The sequence below is a fragment of the Rhizobacter fulvus genome (assembly GCF_964020785.1).
On the sequence record NZ_OZ224516.1, the window covers coordinates 5,007,244 to 5,028,913 of the forward strand.

Genomic DNA, 21,670 nt, shown 5'->3' on the forward strand with positions numbered 1-21,670 from the left:
TCGCTCACCTTTCGCACCGGTTTCCGGCGCTGAGTGTGGGTTGAAAAACCTTCCGCGACGCGGCTAGACCACTTTGCGGAGAAGCGACCCGCCTCGGTCAGAAAGCACCGAGGGGACGGGAAGGATCTGTAACGTTCAAGCGCAGCACTTTACCACCGCGCCGCTGCCCCTCATGCCAGCGCGACGCGCTGGCGGGCGGATTGGTACTCGCGCCGCAGGCGACCGATCAGCTCGGCGGCCGGCTGCACGCTCTTGATCGCACCGATGCCCTGGCCGCAGCCCCACACGTCCTTCCAGGCCTTCGCGCCGGTGCCTCCGAAGTTCATCTTGGTCGGGTCGCTCTCGGGCAGGTTGTCCGGGTCCAGCCCAGCCGCCTTGATCGAGCCCTTCAGGTAGTTGCCGTGCACGCCGGTGAACAGGTTGCTGTAGACGATGTCATCGCTGCTGCTGTCCACGATCATCTGCTTGTAGCCCTCGACCGCACGCGCTTCCTCGGTCGCGACGAAGGCCGAGCCGATGTACGCGAAGTCGGCGCCCATCGCCTGGGCCGCGAGCACCGCGCCGCCGCTGGCGATCGAGCCGCTCAGCGCCACCGGGCCGTCGAACCACTCGCGGATCTCCTGGATCAGGGCGAACGGGCTCTTCACCCCAGCATGGCCGCCAGCGCCGGCAGCGACCGCGATCAGGCCGTCGGCGCCCTTCTCGATCGCCTTCTTCGCAAAGAAGTTGTTGATGATGTCGTGCATCACGACGCCGCCCCAGGCGTGGACCGCGTCGTTGACATCGGTGCGCGCGCCCAGCGAGGTGATGATGATCGGCACCTTGTACTTGGCGCAGACCGCCATGTCGTGATCGAGGCGGTCGTTGCTTTTGTGGACGATCTGGTTGATCGCGAACGGCGCGGCCGGCTTGTCCGGATTCGCCTTGTTGTATGCGGCCAGCGTCTCGGTGATCTCGGCGAGCCAGTCGTCGAGCTGTTCGGCCGGGCGCGCGTTGAGCGCCGGCATCGAGCCGACGACGCCGGCCTTGCACTGCTCGATCACGAGCTTCGGGTTGCTGATGATGAACAGCGGCGCGCCGATGATCGGCAGCGGCAGGGTGGCGAGGACTCCGGGCAGGGGCATGGGCTGGTCTCGGTGGAAGAAGTCGGTGGCGAGGGTCAGAACGAGTCGAGCGCGAGCGCAGTGACGCTGTCTCCGCCCTCGACGATCGAGTCGCGCACGCCCGGCACCTTGTTCAGCAGGTGTTCGGCGTAGAAATGCGCGGTCGCGACCTTGGCCTTCAGGAACGCGGCATCGCCCTCGCCCTTCGCCAGTTGGTCTTCGGCGACGAGCAGCGCGCGCGCCATCTGCCAGCCCGCGACCACGTTGCCGGCGAGCATCAGGTAAGGCACCGACCCGGCGAACACCGCGTTCGGGCTGGCCTTGGTGTTGCCGGCGACGAAGTCGACGACCTGCTCGAAAGCGATGCGCGCGGCCGTGAGCCGCTTCAGCATCGACCTCGCCGCGGTGCTGGCGTGCTTGGCGAGCTCGGCCTCGGTCGCGGCAATCTGCGCCGCGATCGCCTTCGGCGTGCGGCCGCCGTCGCGCGCGGTCTTGCGGCCGACCAGGTCGTTCGCCTGGATCGCGGTCGTGCCTTCGTAGATCGGCAGGATGCGCGAATCGCGCAAGTACTGCGCCGCGCCGGTTTCCTCGATGAAGCCCATGCCGCCGTGCACCTGCACGCCCAGGCTCGCGACCTCGACGCTCATCTCGGTGCTGTAGCCCTTCACGAGCGGCACCATGAATTCGTAGAAGGCCTGGTTCTGCTTGCGCACCTCGCCATCCGGGTGGTGGTGCGAGGCGTCGAACGCCGCGGCGGCGGTGATCGCCATCGCACGGCAGCCTTCGGTGTAGGCGCGCATCGTCATCAGCATGCGCTTGACGTCCGGGTGATGGATGATCGGGCCGCTGCCCGGCAGCGAGCCGTCGACCGGGCGCGACTGGATGCGCTCCTTCGCGAATGTCGCAGCCTTCTGGTACGCACGCTCGGCCACCGCGATGCCCTGCATGCCGACCGCGTAGCGCGCCGCGTTCATCATGATGAACATGTACTCGAGGCCACGGTTCTCCTCGCCGATCAGCTGGCCGACCGCACCGCCATGGTCGCCGAACTGCAGCACCGCGGTCGGGCTCGCCTTGATCCCGAGCTTGTGCTCGATGCTGACGCAGTGCGCGTCGTTGCGCGCACCGAGCGAGCCATCGGCGTTGACCATGAACTTCGGCACGATGAACAGGCTGATGCCCTTCACGCCCTCGGGCGCGCCGCTCACGCGCGCGAGCACCAGGTGCACGATGTTCGACGCCATGTCGTGCTCGCCGTAGGTGATGAAGATCTTCGTGCCGAAGAGCTTGAACGTGCCGTCGGGTTGCGGCTCGGCGCGGGTGCGCACGAGCGCCAGGTCGGACCCGGCCTGCGGCTCGGTCAGGTTCATCGTGCCGGTCCACTCGCCGGAGATCATCTTCGGCAGGTACAGCGCCTGCTGCTCGGGCGAGCCGGCGGTCAGCAGCGCCTCGATCGCGCCGTCGGTCAGCAGCGGGCACAGGGCGAAGCTCAGGTTCGCGCTGTTGAGCATCTCGATGCAGGCGGCACCGATCGTCTTCGGCAGGTTCTGGCCGCCGAAGTCGCTCGGGTGCTGCAGCCCTTGCCAGCCGCCTTCGCCGAACTGGCGGAAGGCCTGCTTGAAGCCGGGTGTCGTCGTGACGACGCCGTCCTTCCACGACGACGGGTTCTTGTCGCCGTCCCAGTTCAGCGGCGCGACCACGCCTTCATTGAACTTCGCGCACTCCTCGAGCACGGCCTGCGCGGTCTCCAGGCCGGCCTCCTCGAAACCCGGCAGCGCCGCGACGGCTTCGAGGTTGGCCAGTTCCTTCATGCAGAACAGCATGTCGTTGACGGGGGCGCGGTAGGTCATGGTCTTGTCTCCAGGAATAGAAAAGGCGCGTCAACTCGCGTTGCGCGCCTGGGGTCTGCGTTGCCGGCTGAACGCCGATCAGCCGAGGGCCTTCACGAGCTCGGGCACAGCGGTGAACAGATCGGCCTCGAGACCGTAGTCGGCGACCGAGAAGATCGGCGCTTCCGGATCCTTGTTGATCGCGACGATGACCTTGCTGTCCTTCATCCCCGCCAGGTGCTGGATCGCGCCGCTGATGCCGGCGGCGATGTAGAGCTGTGGCGCGACGATCTTGCCGGTCTGACCGACCTGCCAGTCGTTGGGCGCATAGCCCGCGTCGACCGCCGCCCGGCTCGCGCCGAGCGCGGCACCGAGCTTGTCCGCGAGCGGCGTGAGCACCTCGTTGAACTTCTCGCTGCTGCCCATCGCCCGGCCGCCCGAGACGATGATCTTCGCGGCGGTCAGTTCGGGGCGGTCGTTCTTCGCGATCTCGCTGCCGACAAAACTCGACTTGCCTGCATCGGCCGTGGCCGTGAGCGTTTCGACCGCGGCGCTGCCGCCGGTCGCCGCGGCCGGATCGAAGCCCGTGGTGCGCACGGTGATCACCTTGATCGCGTCCAGGCTCTGCACGGTCGCGATCGCGTTGCCGGCATAGATCGGGCGCTCGAAAGTGTCGGCCGCATCGACCTTGGTGATGTCGGAGATCTGACCGACATCGAGCTTGGCCGCCACACGCGGCGCCACGTTCTTGCCGGCGGCGGTCGCCGGGAACAGGATGTGGCTGTAGTCCTTCGCGAGCGAAAGCACTTGCGCGGCGATGTTCTCGGCCAGACCATGCTCGAAATACGCGGCGTCGGCGTGCAGCACCTTGGCCACGCCGGCGATCTGGCTCGCGGCCTGCGCCGCGGCGGCGGCGTTGGCGCCGGCGATCAGCACGTGGACATCACCGCCGCACTGCATGGCAGCGGTCACGGTATTGAGGGTCGCCCCCTTGACGGTGGCGTTGTCGTGTTCAGCAATAACCAGGGCAGCCATTTCAGATCACCTTCGCGTCGTTCTTCAGTTTGGAGACCAGCGTGGCCACGTCGGGCACCTTGATGCCGGCGCTGCGCTTGGGCGGCTCGCTGACCTTGAGGGTCTTCAGGTGCGCCTTCATCTCGACGCCCAGGTCGGACGGCTTGAGCACCTCGAGCGTCTTCTTCTTCGCCTTCATGATGTTGGGCAGCGTGACGTAGCGCGGCTCGTTCAGGCGCAGGTCGGTCGTGATGATCGCCGGCAGGTTCAGCTTGAGGGTTTCGGCACCACCGTCCACCTCGCGGGTGACGCTGACGGAGTCCGTCGTCAGCTCGACCTTGGAGGCGAACGTGGCCTGCGGCAGGTCGGCGAGCGCCGCGAGCATCTGTCCGGTCTGGTTGCAGTCGTCGTCGATCGCCTGCTTGCCGAGGATCACGAGGCCCGGCTGTTCCTTGTCCACGAGCGCCTTGAGCAGCTTGGCGACGGTGAGCGGCTGCAGTTCGTCGCTGGTCTCGACCAGGATCGCGCGGTCGGCGCCGATCGCCATCGCGGTGCGCAGCGTCTCCTGGCACTGGGTGACACCGCAAGAAACGGCGATCACCTCGGAGACGATGCCCTTCTCCTTGAGCCGCACCGCCTCTTCGACGGCGATCTCGTCGAACGGGTTCATGCTCATCTTGACGTTGGCGATGTCCACGCCGGTGCCGTCGCTCTTGACGCGTACCTTGACGTTGTAGTCGACGACGCGTTTGACCGGGACGAGGATTTTCATTGCAGCTGTCTCCTGAAAGCGGGATTCCGGGTTGGGCGGATTCTAGTTGGCGAGGTATCGGCTCCCTGCCGCCAAGGTGACGCCAGCCCATAAAAACGAACGATCGTGCTATTTTAGACCGAAGTCGCGTCTAGACTGCCGGCAGCCATGACCGACGCTCAGGAATTGTCCGAGATCGATGCCGCCTTTCGCGGGCCCTGCATCGGTGTTTTCGACTCGGGCGTCGGCGGCCTGTCGATCCTTCGCGCGCTGCGCGAGCGCCTGCCCGATGCATCGATGGTCTATGTGGGCGATGTCGCGTGCGCGCCCTACGGCGATCGCCCTGGCGAGTTCGTCGTCGAGCGCAGCTCGCGCCTCGTCGCCTGGCTGATCGCACAAGGCGCGACGATGATCGTCGTGGCCTGCAACACCGCGACGGTGCTGGCCATCGAGGCGCTGCGCGCGCGTTGGCCGACGATCGTGTTCGTCGGCGTGGAGCCAGGCGTGAAGCCGGCCGCGGCCCGGTCGCGCACGCGACGGATCGCCGTGATGGCCACGGTGGCCACGGCGAGTAGCGCGCGGCTGCGTCATCTGGTCGATCGCTACGCCGGCGACGCCCATGTGCACGTTCAGGCGTGTCCCGGGCTCGCCGATGCGATCGAGCGCGGCGTGCTGGACGGCGCCGCGTTGGTTGAAGCGCTGGCGCCGTACTGCGAAGCGGTTCGGGCCGCGCGGGTCGACACGGTCGTACTCGGCTGCACGCACTATCCGTTCGTCGAACCGACGATTCGCGAGCTGCTCGGGCCCGACATCACGGTGGTCGACACGGCAAGCGCCATCTCCGAGCGCACGGCCTCGCTTTGGGACGGGATGGAGCCCGTGTTCGACGCGACGCCGCGTGTGCGCGTCGTCAGCACCGGCGCGAGCGACACCATGGCGCGGTTGCTGCCTCGATGCCCGGGCCTGGATCGGACCCCGGTCGAACTTCTGACTATCATCCCGTGCCAACGGCCCGGGTGACGAAATTGGTAGACGTAGCGGACTTAAAATTCGCGACCGAAAGGTGTGCGGGTTCGATTCCCGCCCCGGGCACCAGGACGCCACAACGACAAAAGCCTCGCATCGCTGCGAGGCTTTTTCGTTTGGAGGCGCGATCCGGAGTCGAACCGGACTGACCGGATTTGCAATCCGGGGCATAACCGCTTTGCTATCGCGCCGCTTCTTGTTCCGATCCGTCGGAATTCTAGACAAGAAAAAGGGAAGCACTCGGCTTCCCTTTTTCTTCGAGTTTGGAGCGGGAGAAGAGTCTCGAACTCTCGACCTCAACCTTGGCAAGGTTGCGCTCTACCAACTGAGCTACTCCCGCATTTTCTGCCGACATCGAATATCTGCAGAGCCCGCATTATAGGCTGAAAAATGCCGGCTCTGCAAGCCGGCTCGAACAAAGTTCAGTGCGTCAGCAGTTCGGACCCGGCCGGAGGCACCGCGGGCTTGGCAGCCTCTTCGGCGGGCTTCGCCGCTTCCTCTTCCGGCAAGGCTTCCGGCACCCGCTCCAACGCGACCTCGAGCACACGATCGATCCACTTGACGGGCACGATCTCGAGCTTGTTCTTCACGTTCTCAGGAATGTCCTGCAGGTCCTTGACGTTTTCTTCCGGAATGATCACGGTGGTGATGCCGCCGCGGTGTGCCGCGAGCAGCTTCTCCTTCAATCCGCCGATCGCCGTCACTTCACCGCGCAACGTGATCTCGCCGGTCATCGCGACATTGGCCTTGACCGGGATGCCGGTCAGCGCCGACACGAAGGCCGTCGTCATCGCCGCGCCCGCGCTCGGGCCGTCCTTCGGCGTCGCGCCATCAGGCACGTGGATGTGCACGTCACGCTTCTCGAACATCTCGTCCTTGATGCCCAGGCGTCGCGCGCGGCTGCGCACGACAGAACGTGCGGCCTCGACCGATTCCTTCATCACGTCGCCGAGCTGGCCGGTGCGGATGATGTTGCCCTTGCCGGGCATCACGGCCGCCTCGATCGTCAGCAGATCGCCGCCGACTTCGGTCCACGCGAGACCGACGACCTGCCCGACCTGGTTCTTCTTTTCGGCCTGGCCGTAGTCGTACTTGCGCACGCCCAGGTAGTCGTTGAGGTTGTCCTCGGTCACGACGACCTTGTCCGTCACCTGCTTCAGCTGGATCGACTTGACCACCTTGCGGCAGATCTTGCTGATTTCGCGTTCGAGCGAGCGCACGCCGGCTTCGCGGGTGTAGTAGCGGATGATGCCGCGCACCGCCGATTCGGTGAGCTCCATCTCCTCGTCCTTCACGCCGTTGTTCTTCGCCTGCTTCGGGGCGAGATACTTCAACGCGATGTTCAGCTTCTCGTCCTCGGTGTAGCCCGACAGGCGGATCACTTCCATCCGGTCCAGCAGCGCCGGCGGAATGTTCATCGAGTTCGAGGTCGCGATGAACATCGTGTCGCTCAGGTCGAAATCGACCTCGACGTAGTGGTCGCTGAACGTGTGGTTCTGCTCCGGATCGAGCACTTCGAGCAGCGCGCTCGACGGGTCGCCGCGGAAGTCCATGCCCAGCTTGTCGATCTCGTCGAGCAGGAACAGCGGGTTCTTCGTGCCGACCTTGGTCAGGCTCTGCAGCACCTTGCCCGGCATGGAGCCGATGTAGGTGCGGCGGTGACCGCGAATCTCGGCTTCATCCCGCACACCGCCCAGCGCCATGCGAACGAACTTGCGCCCGGTCGCGCGCGCGACGCTCTGGCCGAGCGAGGTCTTGCCGACACCCGGAGGGCCGACCAGGCACAGGATCGGCGACTTGACCTTGTCGACCCGCTGCTGCACCGCGAGGTACTCGAGGATGCGGTCCTTGACCTTGTCGAGGCCGTAGTGGTCTTCGTTCAGCACGGCCTCGGCGAACGCCAGGTCGTGCTTGATCTTGGTCTTCTTCGCCCATGGCAGGTTGACCAGCGTGTCGATGTAGTTGCGCACGACAGTCGCCTCGGCGGACATCGGCGACATCAGCTTGAGCTTCTTGAACTCGGCGTCGACCTTCTTGCGCGCGTCCTTCGGCATCTTCGCGGCAATGATCTTCTTCTCGAGTTCTTCCATGTCGGCGCCGTCCTCGCCGTCGCCGAGCTCCTTTTGGATCGCCTTGACCTGCTCGTTCAGGTAGTACTCGCGCTGGCTCTTCTCCATCTGGCGCTTGACGCGGCCACGGATGCGCTTCTCGACCTGCAGGATGTCGACTTCATGCTCGAGCTGCTCGAGCAGCTTCTCGAGCCGCTTGTCGACCGCGTAGAGGTCGAGCACCGACTGCTTGTTCTCGAGCTTCAGCGGCAGGTGCGCGGCGATCGTGTCGGCCAAGCGACCGGCGTCATCGATGCCGGCGATCGAGGTCAGGATCTCGGGCGGGATCTTCTTGTTCAGCTTGACGTACTGGTCGAACTGTTGCGTGACCGCGCGGCGCAGCGCCTCGATCTCCGGCTTGGTATCGGCCTCGGGCGGTACCGGCGTCACGTCGGCGACGAAGTACTCGCCGTTGTCGCTGATGCGGTGGGTGTTGGCACGCTGGATGCCCTCGACCAGCACCTTCACGGTGCCGTCCGGCAGCTTCAGCATCTGCAGGATCGACGAGACGCAGCCGACTTCGAACATGTCGTCGGGCTTGGGCTCGTCCTTGCCGGCGGCCTTCTGCGCGACCAGCATGATCTGCCGGCCGGCTTCCATTGCCACTTCGAGCGCCTTGATCGACTTGGGGCGACCCACGAACAGTGGGATCACCATGTGGGGGAAGACCACCACGTCGCGCAGCGGGAGCAGAGGCAGGGTAATTTCTTCGGCAGGCAGGATGGGGTGTCCGGACATGGGGTGTTCCTCTCTTTCTCAAGCCGATCTGAGGGCTCGAGCTTTCATTGCAAGACGCCGCGGCACGAACTGCCCTGCGGCGAACCCGGACTGATGGACGCGGCGCCGGTCGTCAGGCGCTCGCCTTCTGCTCTCGGTAGACGAGAAGCGGCTTGGCGTCGTCTTCGATCGTGTGCTCGTCCAGCACCACCTTGGCCACGCCGTCGAGCGTGGGCAGGTCGAACATCGTGTCGATCAGCGACTGCTCCATGATGGAGCGCAGCCCGCGCGCGCCGATCTTGCGGGCCAGCGCCTTGCGGGCGATCGCCTGCAGCGCCGACGGGCGGATCTCGAGCTCGACGCCGTCCATCGCGAACAGCTTCTGGTACTGCTTGACCAGCGCGTTCTTCGGTTCGGTCAGGATGCGCACCAGCGCGTCGTCGGTCAGCTCGCCGAGCGTGGCGACCACCGGCAGGCGGCCGACCAGCTCGGGGATGAGGCCGAACTTGATCAGGTCCTCGGGCTCGACATCGCGGAACACCTCGGAGACGCGCTTCTCGCTCTTGCCGTGCACCGTGGCACCGAAACCGATGCCGGACTTCTCGGAGCGGTTCTGGATGACCTTTTCGAGCCCGTCGAACGCACCGCCGCAGATGAACAGGATGTTGGTCGTGTCGATCTGCAAGAAGTCTTGATTGGGGTGCTTGCGCCCGCCCTGCGGCGGCACGCTCGCCATCGTGCCCTCGACGAGCTTGAGCAGCGCCTGCTGCACGCCCTCGCCCGACACGTCACGCGTGATGCTGGGGTTGTCGGCCTTGCGGCTGATCTTGTCGATCTCGTCGATGTAGACGATGCCGCGCTGCGCCTTGTCGACGTCGTAGCCGCAGTTCTGAAGCAGCTTCTGGATGATGTTCTCGACATCCTCGCCGACGTATCCGGCTTCGGTCAGCGTGGTCGCATCGGCGATCACGAACGGCACGTTCAGCAGCCGCGCGAGGGTCTGCGCCAGCAGCGTCTTGCCCGAGCCGGTGGGCCCGATCAGCAGGATGTTGCTCTTGGCGAGTTCGATCTCGTCCCTCGTGCGGCTCATGTGCTTGAGCCGCTTGTAGTGGTTGTAGACGGCCACCGACAGGGTGCGCTTGGCCACGTCCTGCCCGATCACGTACTGATCGAGGCTGGCCTTGATCTCGCTGGGCACCGGCAGGTCGGATTTGGCGGCCTTCGGATCGGTGCCTTCAGCAGGCACTTCATCGCGGATGATGTCGTTGCACAGTTCGATGCACTCATCGCAGATGAACACGCTCGGGCCGGCGATGAGTTTCTTCACCTCATGCTGGCTCTTGCCGCAAAACGAGCAGTACAGGACCTTCTCGCTGGAGGCGCCTTTTTTGTCAGCCATAGAGTGGTTCGTCGAGGCGTAGGGGAAGGGACTGGCCAATGATAGTTCAAAAGAAATCGGGGCCTTCACAGTGAAAAAGGCCCCGTTTTCCGTGTTGTTGCTGGCACCGCGCCGGCTCCTCGCCGGCCGCGGGCGTCAGCCCGCGTTCGGCGGCGTCGCGCGGTGCTCCAGCACCTGGTCGATCAGGCCGTAGGCCTTGGCCTCGGTCGGGTCCATGAACATGTCGCGCTCCATGTCCGAGCGGATCTTCTCGATCGTCTGGCCGGTGCGCTCCGCGTAGATCTTGTTCAGCTGCTCGCGCGTCTTCAGGATCTCGCGGGCGTGGATCTCGATGTCGGTCGCCTGGCCTTGCGCGCCGCCCGAAGGCTGGTGGATCATTACGCGCGAGTTCGGCAGCGCCATGCGCTTGCCCTTGGCACCGGCCATCAGCAGGAACGAGCCCATGCTGGCGGCGATGCCCATGCACAGCGTCGACACGTCGGGCTTGATGAACTGCATCGTGTCGAAGATCGACAGCCCGGCGCTGACCGAGCCGCCCGGTGAGTTGATGTACAGCGAGATGTCCTTGTCGGGGTTCTCCGACTCCAGGAACAACAGCTGCGCCACAACCAGGTTCGCGGTCTGGTCGTTGACCGGCCCGACCAGGAAGATGACCCGCTCGCGCAGCATGCGGCTGTAAATGTCGTAGGCCCGCTCGCCGCGGCCGGAGGTTTCGATGACCATGGGGACCATGCCCAGGCCGGTGGTTTCAAGCGCGCTCATGGCACTCCTTCAAAGGGATTCCGCAGATGTTGGGGCCGATTATGTCGCCACAAGGTCGACGTGGCAGATTGGGCCCGGGCACGAAAAAGGGCGCCGACCTCGCGGCCGCGCCCTCGGAGGGATTCGGGACGACGATCAGCCCGTCATCAGTTCGTCGAACGGCAGCACCTTGTCGGTGACCTTGGCCTTGCCGAGCACGAATTCCGCGACGTTGTTCTCGACCACCACGGCCTCGACTTCGGCCAGCCGCTGGCGGTCGCCGAGGTACCAGCGCACCACTTCCGACGGCTTCTCGTAGCTCTGCGCCATCTCCTCGATGTGCTTTTGCAACTGGTCGGGCTTGGCCTGCAGGTTGTTCGCACGAACCAGTTCGCCGACCACCAGACCCAGGCGCACGCGCTTCTCGGCCTGCGGCTGGAAGATCTCGGCCGGGATCGGCGCGGAGTCGGCATCCTTCACGCCACGCTTCTTCAGGTCGGCACGGGCGGCCTCGACCATGCGCTCGGTCTCGCCGGCGACCAGCGCCTTCGGCACGTCGAGTTCCGACGCGGTGACCAGCGCATCCATCACGCTGGCCTTGTTGCGCGCCAGGACGCGGAACTTCACTTCGCGCTCGAGGTTCTTCTTGACGTCGGCGCGCAGGCCTTCGACCGTCGGTTCGGCGATGCCGAGCGACTTGGCGAACGCCTCGTTCACTTCCGGCAGGTGCTGGGCCTCGATTTTCTTCAGCGTGACCAGGAAGTCGGCTTCCTTGCCCGCCACATCCTTGCCCTGGTAATCCTCTGGGAACTGCAGCGGGAAGGTTTTCGACTCGCCCGACTTCATACCGCGCACGGCCTGGTCGAACTGCTCGAGCATCTGGCCCTCGCCGATCAGGAACTGGAAGCCTTCCGCCTTGCCGCCGTCGAACGGCACGCCGTCGATCTTGCCTTCGAAATCGATCGTCACGCGGTCGCCCTCGACGGCACCCTCAGTAGCCGGGCGCTGCGCGAACGTGCGGCGCTGCTTGCGCAGGATGTCGATGGTCTTGTCGATCGCCTCTTCGGTGACCTCGGTCGACACACGCTCGACTTCAGCGGTGCTCAGGTCGCCGAGCTTGACGTCGGGGTAGACCTCGAAGGTCGCATCGAACGCGACCTGGCCTTCCGGCGCGCCTTCCTTCTCGGCGATCTTCGGGGCACCGGCGACACGCAGCTTGGCCTCGTTGACGGCCTCGCTGAACACCTGGCCGACCTTGTCGTTCATGACCTCGTAGTGGACCGAATAGCCGTAGCGCTGCGCGACCACGCTCATCGGCACCTTGCCGGGGCGGAAGCCGTCGGCCTTGACGGTGCGCGAGAGCTTCTTCAGGCGCGACTCGACTTCGGTGCTGATTGCGGAGGTGGGCAGCGTGAGCGTGATGCGACGCTCGAGCTTGTCGAGGGTTTCAACTTGGACGGTCATGGTGTGTGAACTCTGTGTGTATGAATAGCTGGTGCGCGGGGCGGGACTCGAACCCGCACACCATCGCTGGCGTCAGGACCTAAACCTGGTGCGTCTACCAATTTCGCCACCCGCGCGAGGGGCATCCCTCGGCGAAAGGCGGATTTTAGCCGTTCTCGGCGGGCATTCCGGTCGGCTCGTCGCGCCGGACGCGGAACCATGCCGCATACATCGCCGGCAGCGACAGCAGCGTGAGCACGGTGGCGACGATCAGTCCGCCCATGATCGCGACCGCCATCGGCCCCCAGAACACGCTGCGCGACAGCGGGATCATCGCCAGCACGGCCGCCGCCGCGGTCAGGATGATCGGGCGGAAGCGCCGCACCGCCGCCTCGACGATCGCGTCCCAGGTGGGCACGCCACGCGCCCGGTCCTGCTCGATCTGGTCGATCAGGATCACCGAGTTGCGCATGATCATCCCCATCAGCGCGATCACGCCCAGCAGCGCGACGAAGCCGAACGGCCGATTCAGCACCAGCAGCGCCGCGGCGATGCCGGCGATGCCCAGCGGCGCGGTCAGGAACACCAGCGCCGAGCGGCTGAAGCTGTGCAATTGCAGCATCAGCAGCGTGAACATGATGAACAGCATCAGCGGCGCACCGGCCGCGATCGAGCCCTGGCCCTTGCTGCTCTCCTCCACCGCGCCGGCCACCTCGATGCGGTAGCCGGGCAGCATCTTGTCGCGCACCGGCTTAAACAGCGGGTCGAGCTGCGCGGTCACCGTGGCGCCCTGCAGTCCCTCGATGATGTCGCCCTGCACCGTGGCGGCGTAGTCGCGCCCTTCCCGCCACAGCACGCCCGGTTCCCAGACGAAGCTGGCGCGGGCGATCTGGCCGAGCGGGATGCTGCGGCCGCTGGCAGTCGGCACGTAGCCGTTGGCGAGATCCGTGATCGCGTCGCGCTCGTCCAGCGGCTGGCGCAGCACGATGTCGACGAGCTTGTCGTCCTCGCGATACTGGCCGATCGTGGTGCCGGTGTTGATGGTGCGCGCGGCCTGCGCGATCGACTGGCTGGTCACGCCGAGGGCTCGGGCCTTGTCCTGGTCGATGTCCAGGCGCAGCACCTTGACCGACTCGTTCCAGTTGTCGTTGATGCCGCGCAGGTTCGGGTTCTGCCGCATGATGGCCTTGACCTCGTCGGCATAGACGCGCACCTTCGCCGCATCCGGCCCGACGACGCGGAACTGCACCGGGTACGCCACCGGCGGCCCGTTGGGCAGCAGCTTGGCACGGCCGCGAACCTCCGGGAACTCGGTCGCCAGCAGCTCCGGCAGCATCTTGCGCAACCTCTCGCGCGCCTTCAGGTCCTTCGGCAGCACGACCATCTGGCTGACGTTGCTCTGCGGGAAGATCTGGTCGAGCACCAGCACGAAGCGTTCGACGCCGCTGCCGACCCAGGTCGTCACGTGGTCGACGCCATCGAGCTTCATGACCCGCGCTTCGACGCGCTTGGTCACCGACTCGTTGGCCGCGTACGAGGTGCCTTCCGGGAACCAGAGGTCGACGATGATCTCGGGCCGGCTCGAATCCGGGAAGAACTGGTTCTGCACCTTGCCCATGCCGGCGATCCCGAGCACCAGCGTGCCGATCGTCAGGCCGATCGTGATCCAGCGGTGCTGCACGCACCAGCCGACGACGCGCCGGAAGCGCCCGTAGAACGGTGTGTCGAACATCTCGTGCGGCTGGCCTGCATGCGGGCGGGTCTTCAGCAGCCACACGCCGAGGTACGGCACAAAGTAGACCGACACGAACCAGGAGATCAGCAGCGCCGCGGCCGTGACCGCGAAGATCGCGAAGGTGTATTCGCCGACCGTCGATTGCGCCAGCCCGATCGGCAGGAAGCCGACGGCGGTGATCAGCGTGCCGGTGAGCATCGGCATCGCGGTGGCGTCGTAGGCGAAGGTCGCGGCGCGCACCTTGTCGTAGCCCTCCTCGAGCTTGCGCACCATCATCTCGACCGAGATGATCGCGTCGTCGACAAGCAGCCCGAGCGCGATGATCAGCGAGCCCAGCGAGATCTTGTGCAGCCCGACGCCCCAGTAGTACATCGTCACGAACGTGATCGCCAGCACCAGCGGGATCGTGATGCCCACGACCAGCCCCGGCCGCCAGTCCAGGCGGAACGGCTTGAAGTGCAGCCCGAGGCTGATGAAGCTGACCGCCAGCACGATCACGACCGCCTCGATCAGAACGCCGACGAACTCGTTCACCGAACCCGAGACGACCTTCGACTGGTTCTGGAACTGATGCAGCTCGATGCCGGCCGGCAGCTCGGCGCGGATCTGCGCGATCGTGGTGTCCAGCGAATGCCCCATGCGGATGATGTCGCCGCCCTTGGCCATCGAAATGCCGAGCGCGATGACCTCGTGGCCCTGATGCCGCACCTTGACCTGCGGCGGATCGACATACGCGCGTTTGATCTCGGCGATGTCGCCGAGCTTGAAGTTGGCGCCGTTCGCGCGGATCGGGAACTGGCGCAGTTCCTCGACGGTGTTGAACTGGCCGCCCACCCGCACCTGCAGGTAATCGGTCGGCGCGTTGACGGTGCCGGCCGATTCGACCGCGTTCTGCTGGCCCAGCTGCGCCAGCACCTGGTTGAAGTCGAGCCCGAGCTGCGCGAGGCGCTTCTGCGGGATCTCGACGAACAGCTTCTCGTCCTGCGCGCCGAAGATGCCGACCTTGTTGACGTCCTGCACCTTCAGCAGGCGCTGGCGCACGCGGTCCGCCTGGTCCTTCAGCTCCTGGTAGCTGAAGCCGTCGGCCGACAGCGCGTAGATCGAGCCGTAGACATCGCCGAACTCGTCGTTGAAATACGGGCCGATCACGCCACCCGGCAGCGTCGCTCGCATGTCGCCGATCTTCTTGCGCACCGTGTACCAGATCTGCGGCATCTCCTTCGGCGGCGACGAGTCGCGCACCTGGAAGATGATCAGCGCCTCGCCGGGCTTGGAGTAGCTGCGGATCTTGTCGGCGTACGGCACTTCCTGCAGCGTCTTCTCGAGCTTGTCGGTGACCTGCTCGGCGACCTGCTGCGCGGTGGCGCCCGGCCAGAACACACGCAGCGCCATCGCGCGGAACGTGAACGGCGGATCCTCATCCTGCCCGAGCTGGAAGTATGCCGCCGCGCCCAGCGCCAGCAGCACGATCAGCAGGTAGCGGGTCAGCGCCGAATGATCGAGCGCCCACTTCGAGATGTTGAAGCGCGACGGCGCGTCCTGATCCCCCACGGCCGGCTCGCTCACTTGACGCTGACCGGTGTGCCCGACGCCGCGGGCGCGGTCGTCGCGCCGGGATCGACATAGAACTTGACCTTCTGCCCCGGGCTCAGCACATGCACCCCCGCGGTCACGACGATCTGCCCGGGAGACAGGCCACCGGTGATCACGGCCTCGTTGCCGTCGGCGCCGGCAAGCTTCACTTCTTGCGACTTGACGGTCATGCTGGCACGGTCGACCAACCAGACCGCACTGCGCCCCTGCTCTTCCCGCAGCGCCGACAGCGGCAGCTTGTTGACGCCCGCTATCTGGGGCAGCTCCATCGACACGGTGGCGGTCTGGCCGAGGCGCGCCCCTGCGGCGGCGGTGCCGATGTCGGCCTTGACGAGAAAGGTGCGGGTGGCCGGATCAGCGGCAGCCGAGATCTCGCGGATGGTCGCCGGCAGTGGCGCGTCTGTGCCCCAGACCTTGACGGTGAAAGACCCGGGCTGCCCGGCGAGCGCCTTGACGGTCGCGACCTTGTCTTCCGGCACCGAGAACACCACGTCACGCGGGCCGTCGTGCGCCAGCCGCAGCACCGGCGTGCCGGCGGACGCGACCATGCCGGGCTCGAGATCGACGCCGGTGATCACGCCGCTGACATCGGCGACCAAGGTGGCATAGCCCGCCTGGTTGCCCTGCACGCTGGACTGCGCGCGCGCCTGGTCCAGCTGCGCGCGCGCCGTCTTCATCGCCATCTCGCGGCGATCGAGTTCGGCCGGACCGATGAAGCCCTTGTCGCTCAGTTCCTTGTAGCGCTTGTAGTCGGCGGCGCTTTGCTCGTAGGAGGCCTGCGCCGCCGCCATGCTGGCGCGGGCCGCGTCCTGTCCGAGGCGCAGGTCGCGCGCATCGAGCTGCGCCAGCACTTGCCCGGCCTTCACGGTGTCGCCGAGGTCGACCAGCCGCTTCACCATCTTGCCGCCGACCCGGAAGCTCAGGCGCGACTCGGTGCGCGCCTTGACCTCGCCGGCGTAGTCGAAACTGCCGCCGGCGGTCTGCGGCGAGACGGTCAAGGTCCGAACCGCGCGGATCGGATCGGGCGCGGTCTCGGTGCGGGAGCAGGCGGCGAGCGCTGCGATTGCCGCGACAGCGGCCAGCTTGACGATCAGCGCAGGGCGCATGGAATTCCTCGGCTTTAAATGACTGACCGGTCAGTAATATATTCGGCCACCCCGGCCAATGTCAAACACTACCGCCCGGCGCGACTGCCGCCCCGGCGCACAACGTGGACAATCGTGCCGTGAGCGTCGAACACTACGAGAACTTTCCGGTCGCATCGATCCTGTGCCCGCCCCGCCTGCGGCCGGCGGTCAGTGCGATCTACCACTTCGCCCGCACGGCCGACGATATCGCCGACGAGGGCGACGCATCGGCCGACCAGCGTCTGGCCGAGTTGAGCAGTTACCGTGCCGACCTGGCAGCCGCCTGCCGGGGCGACGCGCCATCGTCGCGATGGCCACACGTCTTCGGGCCGCTGCGCGCCGCCCTCGTCGCCCACGCGCTGCCTGCCGATCTGCTGGCCGATCTGCTGAGCGCGTTCGAGCAGGACGTGGTCAAGACGCGCTACGCCGAGCGCGCCGAGCTGCTGGACTACTGCCGGCGTTCGGCCAACCCCGTGGGCCGTCTGCTGCTGCACCTGTACGGCGTCGACGACGCGCAGGCGCTGCGCCAGTCGGATGCCATCTGCACGGCGCTGCAGCTGGCCAACTTCTGGCAGGACCTGGGCGTCGACACCCGCCGTGGACGCATCTACCCGCCCACCGGCGATTGCGTCCGCCATGGCGTCGCGGCGTCCGCGCTGCTCGGGCAGCACGACGCGCCGAACGTGCGCGCGCTGGTGGCCGATCTCGTCGGCTGGGCGCGCGACCTGATGCAGGCGGGCGCACCGCTGGTGCACGCGGTCCCCGGCCGCGCCGGCTGGGAGCTGCGCCTGGTGGTGCATGGGGGCTTGCGCATCCTGGAGAAAATCGAAGCGATGGACTTCGCGACGTTGAATGCGCGGCCGACCGTCAAGGCGCTCGACGCACCCGTGCTGCTCTGGCGCGCGCTGTGGATGCGCGCGCCGCGCGCGTTCGTCGCGAGCCGCTCCGCATGACGCCCGAACAGTACGTGCAGGACAAGGCTGCCAAGAGCGGCTCGAGCTTCTACTACGCCTTCCTGTTCCTGCCGCCGCCGCGCCGCGCCGCGATCACCGCGTTCTATGCGTTCTGCCGCGAGGTCGACGACGTGGTCGACGAGGTCAGCGATCCGGGCGTCGCGGCGACCAAGCTCGCCTGGTGGCGCAAGGAGGTGGCGTCCGCGTTCGGCGGTCAGCCGAGCCACCCGGTCACCAAGGCGTTGATGCCGCACGCGGCCGCGTTCGATATCCGCGCCGAGCACCTGCTTGCGGTGGTCGACGGCTGCCAGATGGATCTCGAGCAGTCGCGCTACCTCGACTTCCCGGGGCTCGCGCGCTACTGTCATCTGGTCGCCGGCGTGGTCGGTGAGGTGGCCGCGAGCATCTTCGGCCGCACCGACCCGCGCACCACCGACTACGCGCATCGCCTCGGCCTGGCGATGCAGCTGACCAACATCATCCGCGATGTCGGCGACGACGCGCGCCGCGGCCGCATCTACCTGCCCGTCTCCGAACTGAAACAGTTCGAGGTCAAGGCGCAGGAAGTCCTGAACCGGGGCTACAGCGATCGCTTCACCGCGCTGATGAAGTTCCAGGCGGACCGCGCGCACCGCTTGTACGACGAAGCTTTCGCGCTGCTTCCCGCGGCGGACCGCGTGGCCCAGAAGCCCGGCGTGATGATGGCCAACATCTACCGCACCCTGTTGCGCGAGATCGAGGCCGGCGGCTTCCAGGTGCTGCACCAGCGCACGTCGCTGACGCCGCTGCGCAAGCTCTGGATCGCGATGCGCACGAACTGGCGCGGCCGGTGAACCCGCTCGCCGCGCCGCCCCGCCCGGGGGCGACCCCGATCGCGGTGGTGGGCGGCGGCTGGGCCGGGCTGGCGGCAGCCGTCGAGGCGACGCGCCGCGGTGACCACGTCACGCTGTTCGAGATGGCCCCCCAGCTCGGTGGCCGGGCACGGGACGTCGATCGCGACGGGCAGCTGCTGGACAACGGCCAGCACATCCTGATCGGCGCGTACGTGGAGACGCTCAGGCTGCTGCGCACGCTCGGCGTCGAGCCGGCCGATGCCTTCGTGCGCACGCCGTTGCGCGTGACCTACCCGGACGGCATCGGCCTGCAATTGCGCCCGGGTGCGCCGATGCAGGCGTTCGGCTCGGCGGTGCTGCGCCAGCGCGGCTGGCCGCTGGACACACGCCTTGCCCTGCTGGTCGCCGCAGCGGGTTGGGCGCTGCGCGGCTTCCGCTGCGATCCTGCGCTGACCGTCGGCACGCTGACCCGCCACCTGCCCGACGTCATCCGCGACGACCTGATCGATCCGCTGTGCGTGGCCGCGCTGAACACGCCCGCCGACGAGGCGAGTGCGAGCGTGTTCCTGCGCGTGCTGAAGGACGCCCTCTTCTCGGGCCCGGGCTCCGCCGACCTGCTGCTGCCGAAAGTCGGCCTCAGCGCGCTGGTGCCCGACCCGGCGCTGCGCTGGCTGGCGCAGGCCGGCGCGAGTGTGCGCATGACCCATCGCGTCGGATCGTTGGCCGCCGCTGGCGGCGGGTGGTCGATCGACGGCGAGCCGTTCGAACGCGTCGTCCTGGCGACGACGCCGACGGAAGCGGCGCGGCTGGTCCGCGAGATCGCACCGGCATGGGCCGCGCGCGCCGCCGCGCTGCACTACGAGCCGATCGTCACCGTCTACCTCCGCGCCGAGGGCGTGCGCCTGGACGAACCGATGCTGGCGCTCCGCACGGGCGTCGACGCGCCGGCGCAGTTCGTGTTCGACCGCGGGCAGTTGGGTGGACCGCAGGGCCTGCTGGCGTTCGTCGTCAGCGGCGCGCAAGCGTGGGTCGAACGCGGCATGGCGACGACCACCGAGGCCACGTTGCAGCAGGCCCGAATCGCCCTGCGCCAACAACTCGGGAGTGCGCGGCTCACGGCCGTGCGGACATTGACCGAGAAGCGCGCCACGTTCCGCTGCACGCCGGGCTTGTCACGCCCCGCGATGCGGATCGTGCCGGGGCTGATGGCGGCCGGCGACCATGTCGACGGGCCGTACCCGGCGACGCTGGAGGGCGCGGTACGCAGCGGCCTGGCCGCCGCGCGTCAGCCGCGCTGATCAGCGCCGCGCGAACGGCGCGGCCAGCGGCTCGCCGATGAACACGCCCTGCTGCGGCCAGGCGACGCTCTTCCAGTAAGCCTCGAGCGCGCTGGCCCCTTGCAGGTAATGCAGCAACAGGACCTGAGGGTTCGGGAACTTGGGCGGGTGGGCACACGGCTCGGAGACGGTGCCGTAGCTGGCGGTCGCACCCGAAGCGATCCAGTCGAGGATGGACATCTGGCCGGTCTCGCGCTCCAGTTGCCCACCGAACGACGTGAGGTGATCGGCCAGGGCCCCCGGCACCCAGCCGATCGTGTCGAGCTTGGGCACGCTGACCAGGCCCGTCTCGTAGATCAGCACGCGCTGCGCCTTCTCGATCGCCTCCTTGGCCTCGACATGGACGTCGACCCCCGGGCGACGCAGCAGGCCCGGCGGCGGGAACAGAGGCGCCCGGGCGCTGCGGGCGCCGTCGCTCGTCCTGACGAAATAGGCATGGACTGGCGGGCTGCCGCGCAGCCCGAGCGTGCCGTCGGACGCGACCCCGCGCTCGATCATCGCCTTGGCCATCGCCGTGTCGCGCGCCGCCAGCAGCATCGCGGGCCGCAGCTTCAGGTCGGAATAGGGACGCGCGGTCGCGCTGTTGAAGTACGGCGAGCGGGCCGACGGCGCGCACGTGTGGTTGCACAGCGCCGCGTCGAAGCCGAGCGCGAGCGCGCCGGTGATGGAGTTGCAGGCCACGGCGTAGGGTTGCGTCCAGGCCAACGCGAGCGCCTGCACGGGCACATCGAAGAACGAATCCACCGCGGCGGCGAACTGCCTGAATTCGTCCGGTGTCAGCACGCCGCGCACCGGCAGTTGGAGGCGCAGCACCTGGGCGCGCGTCAGGCCCCGTGCCTTGATGTAGAACTCGCCGACTTCCACCGAATACGGGTCGGCCGTGTTGATCACCAACCCGAGTTCACGGCTCGTGATGCGGCCTGTGATTCGCGGGACCGGCGTCCACCGGTTCGCACTAGCTGCCGGCGCCGGCAGCGGCGGCGCGGTGAAGTCGTACTGACGTTTCAGGTAGTCCGTCTCGCGGGTTTGGGCCCCGGCCGCCAGCATCGTTGCCGAGGCCACGAGGGCGACCCCGGTGCGCAAGATTCCAGGTCCCGGATTACAGCCGACGTTTTCGCCATACAAAAATTTGACAATCTGAGGGAGAATCGAGGCCATGGTCAAAAGTGAAAGCAAGACGCCGACGATACAGGTGCTGGAGCGCGCTTTCGGGCTGCTCGACGTGCTCGCCAGCTACCCCGATCCGGTGTCGTTGAAACAGATCAGCGAACAGACCGGCCTGCACCCGTCGACCGCGCACCGCATCCTGAACGACCTGACGATCGGCCGATACGTCGATCGCCCCGAGGCCGGCAGTTACCGGCTCGGCATGCGTCTGCTGGAGCTGGGGAACCTGGTCAAGGCACGGCTCGACGTGCGCGATGCCGCGCTCGGCCCGATGCGGGAACTTCACAAGCTGACCCATCAGCCGGTGAACCTGTCGATGCGTCAGGGCGACGAGATCGTCTACATCGAACGCACCTACAGCGAGCGTTCCGGCATGCAGGTCGTGCGTGCGATCGGCGGGCGCGCGCCGCTGCACCTGACGTCGGTCGGCAAGCTGTTCCTGGCCCAGGACGACGCGACCCGCGTGCGCGCCTACGCGACCCGCACCGGGCTGGCCGGCCACACCCGCAACAGCATCACCGAGCTCGCGCAGCTCGAACGCGAGCTGGCGCGCGTCAACCGCGTCGGAACGGCGCGGGATGACGAGGAACTGGAACTCGGCGTGCGCTGCATGGCGGCCAGCATCCTCGACGACCAGGGCAAGCTGGTGGCGGGCCTGTCGATCTCGGCGCCAGCCGACCGGCTCGAGGAAAGCTGGCTGGAGCGCCTGAAGGAAACGGCCGCGCAGATCTCGTCGGCGCTCGGGCACCGCGCGGCGTGACCCCGGCCCGGCGCGCCTGGAGGCGTACCGCCGG

At 67.1% G+C, this 21,670-nt stretch carries 16 protein-coding genes and 4 tRNA genes; 6 read left to right on the forward strand and 14 right to left on the reverse strand.

Features of this window, described 5'->3' with window-relative positions:
* Nucleotides 1–170: 170 nt before the first annotated feature.
* The 4 genes from ACWH49_RS23755 to ACWH49_RS23770 form a co-directional block, all read right to left on the reverse strand.
* Complete coding sequence (locus ACWH49_RS23755) at nt 171–1,124, reverse strand: NAD(P)H-dependent flavin oxidoreductase (protein ID WP_448173683.1); 954 nt, start codon at nt 1,122–1,124, stop codon at nt 171–173.
* Nucleotides 1,125–1,159: 35 nt separating this feature from the next.
* Nucleotides 1,160–2,953: an acyl-CoA dehydrogenase gene (locus ACWH49_RS23760; protein WP_448173684.1), complete on the reverse strand. Its 1,794-nt coding sequence runs from the start codon at nt 2,951–2,953 to the stop codon at nt 1,160–1,162.
* 78 nt (nt 2,954–3,031) lie between these two features.
* Nucleotides 3,032–3,967, reverse strand: a complete 936-nt coding sequence (locus ACWH49_RS23765) for an electron transfer flavoprotein subunit alpha/FixB family protein (RefSeq protein ID WP_448173685.1) — start codon at nt 3,965–3,967, stop codon at nt 3,032–3,034.
* 1 nt (nt 3,968) lies between these two features.
* Nucleotides 3,969–4,718: an electron transfer flavoprotein subunit beta/FixA family protein gene (locus ACWH49_RS23770; protein ID WP_448173686.1), complete on the reverse strand. Its 750-nt coding sequence runs from the start codon at nt 4,716–4,718 to the stop codon at nt 3,969–3,971.
* A gap of 147 nt (nt 4,719–4,865) precedes the next feature.
* Between ACWH49_RS23770 and murI the strand changes: the two genes are divergently transcribed.
* Together murI and ACWH49_RS23780 are read left to right on the forward strand one after the other, a co-directional pair.
* Complete coding sequence (gene murI, locus ACWH49_RS23775) at nt 4,866–5,717, forward strand: glutamate racemase (protein ID WP_448173687.1); 852 nt, start codon at nt 4,866–4,868, stop codon at nt 5,715–5,717.
* Nucleotides 5,708–5,792 (forward strand) — tRNA-Leu (locus ACWH49_RS23780). The genes murI and ACWH49_RS23780 overlap by 10 nt, the downstream gene beginning before the upstream one ends.
* Nucleotides 5,793–5,840: 48 nt before the next feature.
* On the opposite strand, the gene ACWH49_RS23785 is transcribed toward ACWH49_RS23780, so the two are convergent.
* The 9 genes from ACWH49_RS23785 to ACWH49_RS23825 all read right to left on the reverse strand — a co-directional run bounded on the left by ACWH49_RS23785 (nt 5,841) and on the right by ACWH49_RS23825 (nt 16,565).
* A tRNA-Cys gene (locus ACWH49_RS23785) sits at nt 5,841–5,914 on the reverse strand.
* A gap of 73 nt (nt 5,915–5,987) precedes the next feature.
* A tRNA-Gly gene (locus ACWH49_RS23790) sits at nt 5,988–6,063 on the reverse strand.
* 82 nt (nt 6,064–6,145) lie between these two features.
* The gene (gene lon / locus ACWH49_RS23795) at nt 6,146–8,569 is read right to left on the reverse strand and encodes an endopeptidase La (protein WP_056470006.1); all 2,424 of its coding nucleotides are present in this window, start codon (nt 8,567–8,569) and stop codon (nt 6,146–6,148) included.
* A 112-nt stretch (nt 8,570–8,681) separates the two neighbouring features.
* Nucleotides 8,682–9,947, reverse strand: a complete 1,266-nt coding sequence (clpX, locus tag ACWH49_RS23800) for an ATP-dependent Clp protease ATP-binding subunit ClpX (protein WP_448173688.1) — start codon at nt 9,945–9,947, stop codon at nt 8,682–8,684.
* A 135-nt stretch (nt 9,948–10,082) separates the two neighbouring features.
* Nucleotides 10,083–10,709 (reverse strand): ATP-dependent Clp endopeptidase proteolytic subunit ClpP, encoded by a 627-nt coding sequence (gene clpP / locus ACWH49_RS23805; protein WP_056470011.1) that lies wholly within the window; start codon nt 10,707–10,709, stop codon nt 10,083–10,085.
* Between the two features lie 135 nt (nt 10,710–10,844).
* The gene (gene tig / locus ACWH49_RS23810) at nt 10,845–12,152 is read right to left on the reverse strand and encodes a trigger factor (RefSeq protein ID WP_448173689.1); all 1,308 of its coding nucleotides are present in this window, start codon (nt 12,150–12,152) and stop codon (nt 10,845–10,847) included.
* Between the two features lie 29 nt (nt 12,153–12,181).
* Nucleotides 12,182–12,268: transfer RNA gene (locus ACWH49_RS23815), tRNA-Leu, on the reverse strand.
* 29 nt (nt 12,269–12,297) lie between these two features.
* Complete coding sequence (locus ACWH49_RS23820; RefSeq protein ID WP_448173690.1) at nt 12,298–15,432, reverse strand: efflux RND transporter permease subunit; 3,135 nt, start codon at nt 15,430–15,432, stop codon at nt 12,298–12,300.
* Entirely contained in the window at nt 15,429–16,565 is a 1,137-nt protein-coding gene (locus ACWH49_RS23825; protein WP_448173691.1) for an efflux RND transporter periplasmic adaptor subunit, read from the reverse strand. Before ACWH49_RS23825 ends, ACWH49_RS23820 begins: the two co-directional genes overlap by 4 nt.
* Before the next feature lie 119 nt (nt 16,566–16,684).
* Here ACWH49_RS23825 and hpnC point away from each other — a divergent pair, with 119 nt between their 5' ends.
* Genes hpnC through hpnE form a run of 3 tightly spaced genes read left to right on the forward strand, consistent with a single transcriptional unit; the run spans nt 16,685 to nt 19,670 of the window.
* Nucleotides 16,685–17,539 (forward strand): squalene synthase HpnC, encoded by an 855-nt coding sequence (gene hpnC / locus ACWH49_RS23830; RefSeq protein ID WP_448173692.1) that lies wholly within the window; start codon nt 16,685–16,687, stop codon nt 17,537–17,539.
* Entirely contained in the window at nt 17,536–18,372 is an 837-nt protein-coding gene (gene hpnD / locus ACWH49_RS23835; protein WP_448173693.1) for a presqualene diphosphate synthase HpnD, read from the forward strand. Before hpnC ends, hpnD begins: the two co-directional genes overlap by 4 nt.
* Nucleotides 18,369–19,670 (forward strand): hydroxysqualene dehydroxylase HpnE, encoded by a 1,302-nt coding sequence (gene hpnE, locus ACWH49_RS23840; protein WP_448173694.1) that lies wholly within the window; start codon nt 18,369–18,371, stop codon nt 19,668–19,670. The genes hpnD and hpnE overlap by 4 nt, the downstream gene beginning before the upstream one ends.
* On the opposite strand, the gene ACWH49_RS23845 is transcribed toward hpnE, so the two are convergent.
* Nucleotides 19,671–20,771, reverse strand: coding sequence for a TIGR03790 family protein (locus ACWH49_RS23845; protein ID WP_448173695.1), 1,101 nt, complete (start codon nt 20,769–20,771; stop codon nt 19,671–19,673).
* 94 nt (nt 20,772–20,865) lie between these two features.
* On the opposite strand from ACWH49_RS23845, the gene ACWH49_RS23850 reads away from it, so the two are divergent.
* Complete coding sequence (locus ACWH49_RS23850) at nt 20,866–21,636, forward strand: IclR family transcriptional regulator (protein WP_056470141.1); 771 nt, start codon at nt 20,866–20,868, stop codon at nt 21,634–21,636.
* The last annotated feature ends 34 nt before the right edge of the window (nt 21,637–21,670 follow it).